The sequence below is a fragment of the Acinetobacter sp. CY73 genome (genome assembly GCF_059515865.1).
This window is the reverse complement of record NZ_JCAKMZ010000005.1, coordinates 111,864-124,706: the sequence shown is the minus strand read 5'-3', so window position 1 is coordinate 124,706 and position 12,843 is coordinate 111,864. Positions and strand designations below refer to the sequence as shown.

At 39.1% G+C, this 12,843-nt stretch carries 11 protein-coding genes, 2 tRNA genes and 1 other RNA gene; 10 read left to right on the top strand and 4 right to left on the bottom strand.

Going from position 1 to position 12,843, the window contains the following annotated elements:
- Positions 1-55: 55 nt before the first annotated feature.
- Positions 56-2,005 (bottom strand): DNA primase, encoded by a 1,950-nt coding sequence (locus AC5YD2_RS04525; protein WP_496125175.1) that lies wholly within the window; start codon positions 2,003-2,005, stop codon positions 56-58.
- Positions 2,006-2,128: 123 nt separating this feature from the next.
- Entirely contained in the window at positions 2,129-3,142 is a 1,014-nt protein-coding gene (locus AC5YD2_RS04520; RefSeq protein WP_496125174.1) for an outer membrane protein assembly factor BamD, read from the bottom strand.
- Positions 3,143-3,213: 71 nt separating this feature from the next.
- Between AC5YD2_RS04520 and rluD the strand changes: the two genes are divergently transcribed.
- The 5 genes from rluD (at position 3,214) to AC5YD2_RS04495 (ending at position 9,048) form a co-directional block, all read left to right on the top strand.
- Positions 3,214-4,266 carry a 23S rRNA pseudouridine(1911/1915/1917) synthase RluD gene (gene rluD / locus AC5YD2_RS04515; protein ID WP_496125173.1) on the top strand — a complete coding sequence of 351 codons (1,053 nt, stop codon included), beginning with the start codon at positions 3,214-3,216 and terminating at the stop codon, positions 4,264-4,266.
- Positions 4,267-4,390: 124 nt separating this feature from the next.
- Positions 4,391-5,131 (top strand): peptidoglycan editing factor PgeF, encoded by a 741-nt coding sequence (gene pgeF / locus AC5YD2_RS04510; RefSeq protein WP_496125172.1) that lies wholly within the window; start codon positions 4,391-4,393, stop codon positions 5,129-5,131.
- 55 nt (positions 5,132-5,186) lie between these two features.
- Positions 5,187-5,732: a flavodoxin family protein gene (locus AC5YD2_RS04505; protein ID WP_496125171.1), complete on the top strand. Its 546-nt coding sequence runs from the start codon at positions 5,187-5,189 to the stop codon at positions 5,730-5,732.
- A gap of 236 nt (positions 5,733-5,968) precedes the next feature.
- On the top strand, positions 5,969-7,189 hold the full coding sequence (locus tag AC5YD2_RS04500) for a hypothetical protein (protein WP_496125192.1): 1,221 nt from the start codon (positions 5,969-5,971) through the stop codon (positions 7,187-7,189).
- A 281-nt stretch (positions 7,190-7,470) separates the two neighbouring features.
- The gene (locus AC5YD2_RS04495; protein ID WP_496125170.1) at positions 7,471-9,048 is read left to right on the top strand and encodes a hypothetical protein; all 1,578 of its coding nucleotides are present in this window, start codon (positions 7,471-7,473) and stop codon (positions 9,046-9,048) included.
- A 53-nt stretch (positions 9,049-9,101) separates the two neighbouring features.
- Here AC5YD2_RS04495 and smpB read toward each other — a convergent pair whose 3' ends face one another.
- Positions 9,102-9,578: an SsrA-binding protein SmpB gene (smpB, locus tag AC5YD2_RS04490; protein WP_496125169.1), complete on the bottom strand. Its 477-nt coding sequence runs from the start codon at positions 9,576-9,578 to the stop codon at positions 9,102-9,104.
- 138 nt (positions 9,579-9,716) lie between these two features.
- On the opposite strand from smpB, the gene coaD reads away from it, so the two are divergent.
- The 4 genes from coaD (at position 9,717) to AC5YD2_RS04470 (ending at position 11,032) form a co-directional block, all read left to right on the top strand.
- Positions 9,717-10,208 carry a pantetheine-phosphate adenylyltransferase gene (gene coaD, locus AC5YD2_RS04485; protein ID WP_496125168.1) on the top strand — a complete coding sequence of 164 codons (492 nt, stop codon included), beginning with the start codon at positions 9,717-9,719 and terminating at the stop codon, positions 10,206-10,208.
- Position 10,209: 1 nt separating this feature from the next.
- Entirely contained in the window at positions 10,210-10,473 is a 264-nt protein-coding gene (locus AC5YD2_RS04480) for a YfhL family 4Fe-4S dicluster ferredoxin (RefSeq protein WP_496125167.1), read from the top strand.
- A 28-nt stretch (positions 10,474-10,501) separates the two neighbouring features.
- An RNA gene (rnpB, locus tag AC5YD2_RS04475) (RNase P RNA component class A) lies at positions 10,502-10,883 on the top strand.
- A gap of 72 nt (positions 10,884-10,955) precedes the next feature.
- Positions 10,956-11,032: transfer RNA gene (locus AC5YD2_RS04470), tRNA-Met, on the top strand.
- Positions 11,033-11,099: 67 nt separating this feature from the next.
- Here AC5YD2_RS04470 and AC5YD2_RS04465 read toward each other — a convergent pair.
- Positions 11,100-12,035, bottom strand: a complete 936-nt coding sequence (locus tag AC5YD2_RS04465; protein WP_496125166.1) for an RDD family protein — start codon at positions 12,033-12,035, stop codon at positions 11,100-11,102.
- 654 nt (positions 12,036-12,689) lie between these two features.
- On the opposite strand from AC5YD2_RS04465, the gene AC5YD2_RS04460 reads away from it, so the two are divergent.
- A tRNA-Met gene (locus tag AC5YD2_RS04460) sits at positions 12,690-12,766 on the top strand.
- Positions 12,767-12,843 lie beyond the last annotated feature (77 nt).

Genomic DNA, 12,843 nt, shown 5'->3' with positions numbered 1-12,843 from the left:
TGCCTTCAATACAAAAAATAGTTCAGTCAAACAGCTAAAACTTTAAAAATATGATTTATTCGTTGAGTAGCCTTAAACCAATACGTTTGGTTAAGTCATTCAACTGTTGTCTAAGGTGTCTCGACTCGATCAAAGAAGCAGGTTTCTTTAGTTTTTGGCGTAAAAACTTTTCTTGTAAAGAAAGTGAGCATTCTGAGGCTAATTTATCCGCCATTTCAGGAGCTTGTGTTAGAGCTTGAATATTGGTTCTATTCATAATTTCAGCAATTTCCATATGGAAAGCACTGCAAGCACCTAAAATGTAATAGGTTGCCAGTTCTTGGTCATCGGGCAGATCATCAAAGATATGATTGAAAATCGCTAAAATTTGTGCCAACAGTTCATTTTCAGGCAAATAAGCACGTAAGTTTTCAAAATGAATATACAGAAAAGGGTGGTGCATCAGCATGGCCACTGCAAAATCTTCATCTTTAGTCCGAATATTAAAAGACAATGATGCATCAAGACTGATTTGAGGCTGCCATTTTTTATTAAAGCCTAATTTTTCTTTAAAAAATTGGCGAATCAAATAACGATACGAGCCATGCTTAGGCATCAATTCAGTCAGTTGATTCAGCTCGGCCATGACCTGACTTTTGCCTTCAGGTGTCGTAATCTCATATTGTTGACTGAGCAATGCAAAGATAAAATCTGAAAGAAGGGGCGCTTGTTGCCACAGTTGATTAAAAGTCTCTAAGCCTTCTTTTCTCACCAATGAATCAGGGTCATGCTCTTTGGGCATGATAAAGAATTTAAGTTCACGACCGTCATTCAATAAAGGTAAAGCGATTTCTAACGTTCTTCGCGCTGCCTTTTGACCCGCAGCATCGCCATCAAAAGCAATGGTGATTTGATTATTTTGCTTAAATAAGGTGCTGAGGTGGTCAGCATTACTGGCTGTACCCAATGTCGCAACTGCCCCTGGAATACCAGCTTGTTGTAAGGCAATTACATCCATATAGCCTTCCACCATGAGCCAATTTTGCGCTTTCAGCTTACGACCTTCATACAGGCCATAAAGTAATTGGTTTTTGTGAAAGACTTCAGAGTCGGGTGAGTTAATGTATTTCGGCTTCATTTCGTCATTTAAAGCGCGACCACCAAAACCGACCACACGACCTTTGGCATCTCTGATCGGGAAAATCACACGTTCACGAAGTAAGTCGAAGTCACGACCGCTGTCACTGGTACGAATCAAACCGAGGAGTTTTAAGCCTTCAATATCCTGAGGGAAGGTTTTTTCTAAATGTTGCCAATCTTCAGGGGCATAACCTAAACGCCAATACTTTACGGTTTCAGCACTTAGACCACGATGTCTAAAATACTGTTGTGCAATTTTACTGTTTGGCAGTTGCTTCTCATAATATTGAGCAACGCTTTCAAGCAGATCATACAAATTTCCGTCTTGAGGAACCTGTTGATCATATTGATCTGCAAAAGCCAAATCAGAATGCCCGAAATCTGATCCATCAAATTCAGCATAGTTTTGGAATGCTTCAAATGGATCGGAATAATGATCTAGAGTCTCATTCTGTTGGATTGTTGCATTATCTTGTGGGTTGGTTTGTTGAACGCCTTGCTGATCACTTTGTTGTGTTCTAGGTGACGATGCTTGAGCTATTTTCGGTTTAGCGGTTTCACGCTTATAAGATAATTTTTTTGAATCAAAATTATCTTTAGGGAGTTCAATTCCAGACTGGCTTGCGAGATCTTTCATGACATCGACAAAGTTACGATTGTCGATGTCCATTAAAAAGCGAATAGCATTACCATTGGCCTGACAGCCAAAACAGTGGAAATACTGCTTATCACGATAGACGTGAAAAGAGGGGGACTTTTCTTGATGAAAAGGACAACAGCCTGAATAGGTACGACCTGACTTTTTTAATTTCACACGTTGACCAATCAAATCGACAATATCGGTACGATCTAAAATTTGATCTATGGTGTGCTGAGGGATTGCCATATTAAAAAGTCAGTGTCTAAAACATGAATAAGATGGCTAGTTTAACGCATTGTCACGTTATTTTATCCAGTTTCACATATAAAAAAAGCGGGAAATCATTCCCGCTTGATTCTAGCACTAGAATTATTGAGTGCGTTGCGGATCGTATAAACTTTCGTTTGCAGGTGCACTTTCGACATTTGAGTCTTTATTCCCTAATAGACCAAAGCTGAAACGATTTAACAAGCTAGGTGATGTCTCTTTGGTTTTCTCAACTTCAGTGGTTTCTGTATTTTGAGCGCGCGCTTCACGACCTAAAATACCTAAGGTGGCTTTGTTCAACCAGTTGCTATCACGACGTGCAGCACGTAAATTCACTTCGCCGTTCGATCTCACCATATTTGGATGGTTGAGTTTTAAAACGTCGATGTACTGTTGTGCAGTCGCATTATCCCCCAGTTTTTGATAACCATATGCCATGGTTGCTAGTGCTTCAGGAATTTGTGGCGTTTGTGGGAAATGTTCAACCACCCACTGAGAACGTTCAATCGCGGCTAACCATGCTTTACGTTTTAAGTTGAAGCGAGCAGCATTCATTTCACTTTCAGCCAACTCTTGACCGATAAATTTCATGCGCTGTGCAGCATCTACAGCATATTGACTGCTTGGGTGACGGCGAATGAAATCAACAAAATTTTGGTAGGCTAATTTTAAATAGCTGACATCACGATGCGATTGTTGGAGTGATGTATAACGAATTAAGCCATCATAGTTTTGTTCCATATTTGCCACGCCGCGTACATAGTAAGCGTAGTCCACATTCGGGTGTTGTGGATTTAAACGAATGAAACGATCAGCCAGTGCAACAGTTCCTTCATAATCTTTTTGCTTGAATTTTGTGTAAAGCAAATCAAGTTGAGATTGTTGCGTATATTGTCCCGTTGGGAAATAAGTTTCTAATGCTTCTAATGATTTTGCAGCATCGCCGTACTGTCCACGATCCAATGATTTCTGTGCTTTATCATAATAAACTTGTTCACTTGATTGAGGGCCTGTGTCGACTACCTCTTTCTTTGGATTACTGCTACAGCCAACGAAAGTAGCTGCTAAACCTAGCGATAAAGCAAGCATTGTAACTTTATAACGTGGTAGCGACATAAAAATTCCTCTGTTTATACGGGCAATAGGCTACAATTGCACTATTAAACCACTTTTGTCCGAATGAGCAAATGACTTCAGCACAATCTTCTAATTCTAATTTCCCAGAAAATGACTTCAACTTAATTGAAGATTCTGAGGATGCAGATAATCACAATTCAGCTTCAACTGCAACACGTTTATCGTTGCAATTTCAATTGGATGAGAGCTATTTAGGTCAACGTATTGATCAAGTTGCTGCAATCGTTTGGAATGATTTTTCTCGTGAAAAATTAAAACAATGGATGAAAGATGGTCATCTGTTGGTGAATGGTAATGTAGTAAAGCCGAAATATAAATGTGAAGGCAATGAAACGCTTACATTGGAAGTAGAGCTTGAAGCACAGACCACTTTGCAACCTGAAGATATTCCATTAGATGTGATTTATGAAGATGATGACATCTTGGTGATCAACAAGCCTGTGGGTATGGTTGTACATCCGGGTGCGGGTAATCCAAATGGTACATTGGTCAATGCACTCCTTCACCATTTTCCAAAATCTGCTGAATTATCACGTGCAGGTTTAGTTCATCGTATTGATAAAGACACCAGTGGTCTTTTGGTTGTAGCGAAAAACTTAGAAGCACAATTCTCTTTAAGCAAACAGCTTGCTAAAAAGTCGGTTTATCGCGTTTACGATTTGATTTGCTATGGCAATATCATTGCGGGTGGTACGATTGATGAACCGATTAAGCGTCATCCTGTAGATCGTGTAAAAATGGCGATTCTTCCTGGTGGACGTGATGCGGTCACTCATTTTAATGTGAAAGAGCGTTTCCAGAATTTCACGCGCGTTCAGGCTCAGCTTGAAACGGGTCGTACCCACCAAATCCGTATTCACTTCACCTATATTGGTTTCCCTTTAGTCGGTGATCCAGTCTATGTAAGTCGTGTCAAAGTTCCGGCGGGGGCATCAGAAGCGTTAGCAACTCAATTACGCTCGTTTAAGCGTCAAGCTTTACATGCAACCAAGTTGGGTCTTGTGCATCCAAAAACGCAAGAAGAGATGCAATTTGAAGCGCCATGGCCAAATGACTTTGTTCAACTGTTAGAAACATTACGTACAGAAAATAAGGCATATTAATCGAACGATCGTTTGCTTATGCTCTAAATGGGATCGATTGTATGGCTAAAGAAGCTATTAGAATTGATCCCATTTGCTTTTAGGGTTTAGAAATAGAAAGTTTAGAAATAGAAGGAGATTATGTATGCAATTTGTTCAAGGACTGCCAAAGGGCGTATATGCGGGGCAAACCCAAATCGAACATCCTAATGCATTACCAACTTCTGTCACTGAACTTGCAGGATTTAATTTGGCATTGCATGTCCAAGATGATCCTTTACGTGTGCAACAGCATCGTATGGCATTGCTTGAAGATTTTGCCGAATTCGGTGTTGATAAGATCACATGGATGACGCAAACCCATAGCACGATTTGTTTAACTATCAATGATCAAATACCATTTGAAGCACTTGAAGGTGATGGCTTGGTCACTCAAACTAAGTCACATGCTTTAATGATGATGACAGCCGATTGTTTACCGATTGTTTTGGGTAATGCCGAAGGCACCGAAGTTGCCAACTTACATGCAGGTTGGCGTGGATTGGCAAATGGGATTATTGAAAACACTATTGCTGAGATGACGAGTAAAGCCTCTTGGGCTTGGATGGGTGCCGCGATTAGTCAACCGTGTTTTGAGGTGGGAGTAGAGGTCAAGCAAGCATTCTGCAATAAATATCCAGAACTTGAAATTGCATTTGAGCAAGGGATTGAAGACGGTAAATTTCAAGCGGATCTATATGCCATTGCCAGATATATTTTGCGCCAATACGGCGTCCATACTGTGCTGGGTGGTGATCAATGTTCATACCAGCAAGCCGATCAATATTTTTCGTATCGCCGTAAAGCAAAAACAGGTCGCATGGCGACATTTGTATTTATGCAATAGGCATTTATATGGGTGTTAATGCTAAACTATCCTTACACTGTCACTATGTCGTCCTATGTCTGATCTAACTCCGTCTATTGCTATCGTTTATCACAGCCCTTATGGTCATACCGCTAAAGTTGCTCAATACATCGCTCAAGGTGTGACACAGGCTCAAATCAGTGTTGTATTGATGACGATTGATGATATTGATTGGGATGCACTTGATCTGGCGGATGCGATTGTATTTGGGTGTCCTACGTATATGGGAAGTCTGACGTCTGGACTGAAACAGTTTATGGAGCAATCTTCTAAGCGTTGGTTGGCACGTTCGTGGCAAGGTAAGCTTGCAGCTGCATTTACCAATGGCGGTGGACTCAGTGGTGATAAGCTCGCGGTACTTCAACAAATTAACTTGTTTGCGATGCAACATGGCATGCTGTGGACAGGTTTACCATTGATGCCAACAGGACGCGATAATCACGATCTCAACCGTATGTCGAGTTTCTTAGGCTTAATGACGCAGTCGGACAACGCCTCTGTAGAAATCACGCCACCTCAAGGTGATTTAGATACTGCAGTTTGGTTTGGAAAGTATATTGCAGAATTGATTAAACGATAAAATTTTCTAATTGATTATAATATTTGAATTTTTGTGTTTAATGGCATCAATTGATACAAATAATGTTAAACAAGTCATAAAATCTGACATATTCTTAGATTATAATAAATCAAGCATAGTCTTGGGATAAGATTATGCAAAAAATAAGAATGCTGGAGAGAATAATGGTCTTAAAAAGATCACGCAATGGAATACGTTTTTTAATCCCTTTAGTGTGCGGATTATCCTCAATTTCAATGGTTCAAGCCGACACATTACAGGCTATGGACGATGTAGCCCTTTCAGATGTAACAGGCCAGGCTTTAATGAGTTTGTCTTATATTGCACCCACAGATTCAGCCAATAAAATGTCAGGTCAAGGTGTCGGTTTCTATAAATTAGGCATGGAAGCTGAACTTGAACTGAATGCGAATATTAAAAAACTACAACTGGGTTGTGGTGGTGTGAATGGCGCAGGTGGTTGTGACATTGATATCGATAATTTGAGTCTAAGTGGTTTATCAGAGACTCGAGATGGGCGTGTAGGGTCCTCTGCGAAACTGACCAATCCTTTCTTAGAGTTTGCGATAAAAAATCCAGATACAGCTTCTACACGTGAAGTTGTTGGCTTGAGGCTGAGTGCTGAAAAAGCGTTGGGGTTATTGACGTTGGGTGATGAAAACTCAGATAAGCCAAATGGGATTAACTCACTTAGTGGATATATGAAAATCAATCCTTCGACAGGGACGGCCTATACTGCTCCAAGAAATATGACTTATGCAGATACGGGTATGACGATTGATGGGAATGTTGAGGCTTGTGTACTTTTTATCTGTCCTACATTAGGTTTTAAATCAAATGACTATAGCCTTGGACTAAAATCTGCAAAAGCGGATATTTTTTTAAACGGTACTACCGTGAATGGAACTCGAATGTCTTCTGTAAATTTGGGGGGCTATGCAAATATTCATCAGTTAGATTTTAATGGTGATTTGAAGGCGGCGCTAAATATTACTGCAGGTTTATTAAAGCTTCAGAAAGAAGTTGATGGTAATATCACGGGGCTTAAAGCTAATATTACAGTAGATCAGAATCTTGGTTATATTCATGCTTTGAAAGTGAATAACCCGATGTCTTTATCTCTTCAATCGCAAAAAATTTGGTGGCCCAAAGCTGATGCTGCAGCAAATACAGGTTGGTGGTTGGCTTTTGATGATGCGATTGATATTGGTAATGTAACGCCCACGGATCAGATCCAAGTTACTAATGATGTTTTAAAGCAAGTTGTTAATCCAATTAGTAATTTCATTAAACAAAATCCTCCAAGATGTGGTTTGTTAAACTGCTTGTTTGGTGATGCACTAACAGTAGGTAATGTACACTTACCGAACACATCTTTAGATTTTCCTTTAAAGAATTTGCAACTTACAAATCAAAGTTTTGCCCCAAACTGTTATGGAAACTTAAAGTTTTGCTGATTTTATTTTGATAAAGCCCCTTTAAAAGGGGCTTTTTTTTTATTTTCAAAATGCCACTAGTCGGAATTTATGATTGAAAAATAAACAATGTTGAAAATAAAAAAAAAGAATTGAAATTAGGCGTTTATATTAACTAAATAAAGAGAAGTATTTCTTAAAGTTATAATTATAGAAAACCGTTAATAGGTTAATGCTTTTTAATCATAATTATAAATGATACATATTGAATGTGCTCAAGGAATAAGCACTGATAAAAATAAAATTAAAGATGGAGAATGATCATGGTCTTAAAAAGATCAGTGCATATATTCAGTATTTGTCTGCCACTGACTTTAGGTATAAGTTCATTTACCTTTGCAAATAGTCAGCTGAAAACATTAACAGATTCGGAGTTGGCGGATGTGAATGGTCAGGCTTTGATGAGCTTGTCTTATCTTGCTCCTACAGATAATGCCAATCCAATGAAAAATATCTTCAATAACAACGTTGGTTTTTATAAGTTAGGTTTGGAAGCTGAACTGAATCTGAATGCTAATATTAAAAATCTGCAATTAGGATGTGGTGGTGTTAATGGAAAAGATGCATGTGATATCGACATCAAAAACCTAGCATTGAGTGGGTTGCCTGACTCTTATGATACAGATGGTGTCCCTATATTTAATAATGGGCGTGCCTCAACCAGTGGGTCAATTACCAATCCATTTATGGAATTTGCAATTGCCAATCCAAATTCAGCATCAACCCGTGAGGTTAAAGGTGTACGGTTTAGTGCAGAAAAAATCTCAGCTTTGTTGTCCGCCGGTTTAGAAAATGGAACGACATCTTCAACTACAGATGGTATACAGCGTCTCAGCGGTTTTATGCAGGTTGCTGGAACTACAGGTACAGCACAAACACAAGAAGCAAAATTTGGTTTAGCGAGTAAAGAACCTGGTGCAGGGGTAAATGATCAGCAACTCGAAGGGATTGCACATCTGGAAGTATGTCTAACCTCACTTTGTTTAATCAAACCCATTAATACAGATATTAAGTTTGTAAGTCGTACAGGTTCTGATAGTACAGGGATTACAGTGCCGTCTGTTTCAACCAATTTTGTACTAGAGCCTTTTACTGTAAATGGTAAACGGCAAACTCAAGCTGAGATTTATGATATTCGAACCAAGTTAGATACCATACCAATTGCACCGAATGGCGATCCAAGGTATCCAAGTTCAATGTTTGCAAATGATCAACTACGTGTGGATTTATCTTGTGATGCGCCAAGTTCAAACTTATCGTGTGATCTAACAACCTTACTTAAAGCAAATGCTAAGTTTAAAATGTCGGATGGCTCTGCAATCAATAACCTAAATTTGAAAATTGATTTCATTCAATCTTTAAGTATGTTTCACAATATTCCATTGACAGGCACAGGTGGGTATTTATCCTTACAAGATATTCCTCTGTTATGGCCAGGTGCTAAAATTTCAAGTTCAGACTCGAATAACAATAATTTAAATACGATGTCAGGGAATACAGATGTTGCTCAGCCGGGTTGGTGGATGTCTTTTAATGATCCCGTTCAACTTGGACACTTAAATGTAACGCAGCCCATTATTTTAGATAACAACACGCTTAAGCAGGTTGCTGAGAGAGTTTCGCAGACTTTAATGCAAACATCATCAGAGACACCCCAAGCTAAAGTCGTCGGTATTGGTGAGTTGATCGCATTACTTGCTGATCAACCTTTATCTTCCAAAGTGGTTGCGAATTTGGATTCCGCAACTCAAGCAAATCCAGTCTATTTACAGTTACAAAACCAAAGATTAGCCAATCAAACAGTAAAGTCTAACTGCTATGGCACATTAAAGTTCTGCTGATCAAATTGATGAAGAATAAAAAACCGCCAATTAGGCGGTTTTTTATATGTGTATTACTTGTGGAAAATTCGAGCTTTATCACGTTGCCAATCACGGTCTTTTTCTGTGGCACGTTTATCGTGAAGTTGCTTACCTTTAACCAAGGCAATTTCGAGCTTAACCAAACGTCCTTTCCAATAACATGCCAAAGGCACACAGGTATAACCTTTTTGGTTAATCGCACCTTGAAGTTTTTCAAGTTCACGACGTGAAAGGAGTAGCTTACGTGTCCGAGTCGCTTCAGCAACAACGTGCGTCGAGGCTGAAAGAAGTGGCTGAATTTGAGCACCAAAAAGAAAGGCTTCATCACCTTTAAAAATAATATAACTTTCAGTAATCGACATGCGACCAGCACGAAGTGATTTGACTTCCCAACCTTGTAACGATAAACCTGCTTCAAATTTTTCTTCAATAAAATAATCGTGGCGCGCACGTTTGTTCAGCGCAATCGTTCCACCATTATTCTTTTTTACGACAATTGATTTCGACATAATACTAATATTCCGAGATTACATGTATTTTGCCTTAAACTTGGCTTGAGGTGAAGTGATTTCAGGAATAACAGTAGTTCGCTATGAAACAAGTTTTTGTTAAACTATGTTCACATAATAAATCTTGAGTATAAATGGATGTCTAAAACTCGCGTCATCTATCCTGGAACATTTGATCCAATTACAAATGGTCACGTTGATTTAGTGACTCGCGCAGCGAAAATGTTTGATGAAGTCGTTGTAGCTATTGCGATTGGTCATCATAAGAATCCTGTATTTAGCTTGGATGAGCGTGTGGCGCTAGCCAAAGCTTCGCTCAATCATTTGTCGAATGTTGAATTTGTTGGCTTTGATGGTCTATTGGTTAATTTTTTCAATGAGCAAAAGGCAACCGCCGTACTTCGAGGTTTAAGAGCTGTTTCCGATTTTGAGTATGAGTTTCAGCTTGCGAACATGAATCGTCAACTTGATTCAAATTTTGAAGCTGTATTTTTAACGCCTTCAGAACAATATTCATTTATTTCATCCACACTTGTGCGTGAAATTGCCCGTTTAAATGGTGATGTAACCAAGTTTGTGCCTAAAGCTGTGGTTGAAGCATTTGAGCGGAAACATCAACAAGGTTGGTAGCGTGTCTTTATATATAACAGATGAATGCATCAATTGTGACGTATGTGAGCCTGTGTGTCCAAATGAAGCGATTTATATGGGTGAATTGATTTATGAAATTCACCCCGACTTGTGCACTGAATGTGTGGGGCATCATGACCAACCGCAGTGTGCATTGTTTTGTCCTGTAGATTGTATTCCTCTCGATCCGAACCATACAGAATCACAAGATCAATTGATGGAAAAGTATAAAAAGTTAATTGCTCAAAAAAGCGCGAGCAATTAAGTTCAAAGTTTGTTAAGATGCGCGACTTGAAGTGAGCTAGACGATCGCTGCTGCGTAGATCTTCGTGATTGAAACAGGGGAGGAAAGTCCGGGCTTCATAGGGCAAGGTGCCAGGTAACGCCTGGGGGGCGAAAGCCTACGGAAAGTGCAGCAGAGAGTAGACCGCCATTTTGCAACTGATCTTCGGGTCGGCCTAGAGAGTGGTAAGGGTGAAAGGGTGCGGTAAGAGCGCACCGCATGACTGGTAACAGTTCATGGCATGGTAAACCCCACCGGAAGCAAGACCAAATAGGAATCCATTAGGCATGGCCCATGCTGGATTCGGGTAGGTCGCTTGAGCGTATGAGTGATTGTACGCCTAGAGGAATGATCGTTCACGACAGAACCCGGCTTATCGGCTCACTTCATCAAAATTTGATCAAACGGTGCGGATATTACTTGACGAATATTATAATCAAGTAGATAATGCGCCCACAGTTTACGGCTATGTAGCTCAGTTGGTTAGAGCACCGCACTCATAATGCGGGGGTCACAAGTTCAAGTCTCGTCATAGCCACCATTTTTATAGACCACACTCACTAGTGTGGTCTTTTTTTATGCTTAAAATATAGTTCAAGATTTTAATTTCAAAAGCCCAAATTTAACGAATGTCCCTGTCCTGAATGAGTAAGTGTTATCACACCACGATTTTCGACAATATCATATGTGACAGAATTACTTATGCGTATTAAACCAAATTGATAACTGTAGTTCAGTTGTGTTTTATTGACATTGTTTCGAGTTATAAAATCAGAATTTTGATCATTAAATTTTTGTAATAAAGACATGGCTGCCAATAAGTTATCAGTTTTTTCTATAGATTTGAGATCAAAAACTAAAATTTGGTCAATCGATTGCGCATCACCGATATACATTTGATGTGTGTTTAATTCAATGTTTTGAATATCTGCGTCCAATTTAGAGAAATCTTGAGTCTCATGCTGTGTAGTCTGCCATATCGAACTGATCAAAATCATCAAGCTAATGATGGTGATTAGATAGTAATGAATGTTCCAGATCGGCTTGATGTCAACATAAGTCTGGCTGTTTCTTAAGACTTGAGAGCGCGTCAGCAAATCGTGTAGGCTCTGTTGGCTATGGGTATTGAATATCGCTAAATAAAAGCATGCAAATACAATGCTGACCAATAAAGCTTGAGTAACCGACCAGGCTATCGAAAATTGTGCATCAGGTCTTAAATAAGCAATAAAACATAAAGGTAATACGAAAATTGCTGATCTGATGAAGGATTGTGAGATTGCAATCGATTGACTACTGGCATTGGTCACACGAATCCGACACAGCATTTTTCCAATGGTTTTACCAGATCCGATATGGCTGTTAAAGATCGCAAAATAGAAGAGACAGTACAAGCTACCCGCAAGATTTAGTACAAATGGGTAAGCATTCAAATAATTTGCCATAAATTTGGCTAAATACGAGCAACTGATACTTAATATAATGAAATCAATTAGCAGGGCGAAGAAACGTGGCAAAACTGGATGTAATCGATAGTTTTTCATATTGCTATTCTTTAATGGTTTAATGAATTTTCGGATTTATTTTTTAATAAAATAAATGAGGTACTTCGCGAGTAAAATTTAGTTATTCACAGTCAATCAGCCTTAGATCGAATATAATTTTAGCAAACTCTGAATTATATTTCTCTAAAACGCCATTTCGGTCAGTAGGGTGAGTAACAACTTAGCTTTAAAAAGCTTTGATTTGTGATTGCTCCAAATGAAGCTGTGCGCAGTGTATGGCGATTGAATTTTCTGTGGCAATACTGAATTTTAAATCACTATAGATATGATTCACATTGACTGGCTTTAGTTGCGCTTTACTTGGCTGTGCCAAGTTCCGTTTTTGATGCATGCTTAATAGTGTTTGTTGGTTCATCTACTGTGCAGCTACGGTGGATCCTATTATATTTCAGTCAAGATCGGGCTGATCAGTTGGCAGGCCACTCAGCCAAACCAATCGTTATGGTAATGCTAAGGTTTTTTAAGCTGCATGGGGTTTTTCTTTTTTAAATTAATCAGTATTTTGCATAAAAAAACTTAAGGCGATGTATTAAATATAGACAGTCACTACGTATTTGCTCAAAGGGTGATCATAAGTGATTTTGATTGCTTGACGCGACCATAAGAACTTTAGATAATGCGCGCACAGGTTACGGCTATGTAGCTCAGTTGGTTAGAGCACCGCACTCATAATGCGGGGGTCACAAGTTCAAGTCTCGTCATAGCCACCATTTTTATAGACCACACTCACTAGTGTGGTCTCTTTTTTTTGTGCGTAAAAACTGAAATAAATAGAATAGTCGCGTAA

Bases quoted from the DNA above. Each gene is read 5' to 3' on its own strand.
- AC5YD2_RS04505 (WP_496125171.1), top strand. From the start codon at position 5,187: ATGTCTGATCTAACTCCGTCTATTGCTATCGTTTATCACAGCCCTTAT.
- AC5YD2_RS04500 (WP_496125192.1), top strand. From the start codon at position 5,969: ATGGTTCAAGCCGACACATTACAGGCTATGGACGATGTAGCCCTTTCA.
- coaD (WP_496125168.1), top strand. From the start codon at position 9,717: ATGTCTAAAACTCGCGTCATCTATCCTGGAACATTTGATCCAATTACA.
- pgeF (WP_496125172.1), top strand. From the start codon at position 4,391: ATGCAATTTGTTCAAGGACTGCCAAAGGGCGTATATGCGGGGCAAACC.
- AC5YD2_RS04525 (WP_496125175.1), bottom strand. From the start codon at position 2,005: ATGGCAATCCCTCAGCACACCATAGATCAAATTTTAGATCGTACCGAT.
- rluD (WP_496125173.1), top strand. From the start codon at position 3,214: ATGACTTCAGCACAATCTTCTAATTCTAATTTCCCAGAAAATGACTTC.
- AC5YD2_RS04520 (WP_496125174.1), bottom strand. From the start codon at position 3,142: ATGTCGCTACCACGTTATAAAGTTACAATGCTTGCTTTATCGCTAGGT.
- AC5YD2_RS04495 (WP_496125170.1), top strand. From the start codon at position 7,471: ATGGTCTTAAAAAGATCAGTGCATATATTCAGTATTTGTCTGCCACTG.
- smpB (WP_496125169.1), bottom strand. From the start codon at position 9,578: ATGTCGAAATCAATTGTCGTAAAAAAGAATAATGGTGGAACGATTGCG.
- AC5YD2_RS04465 (WP_496125166.1), bottom strand. From the start codon at position 12,035: ATGAAAAACTATCGATTACATCCAGTTTTGCCACGTTTCTTCGCCCTG.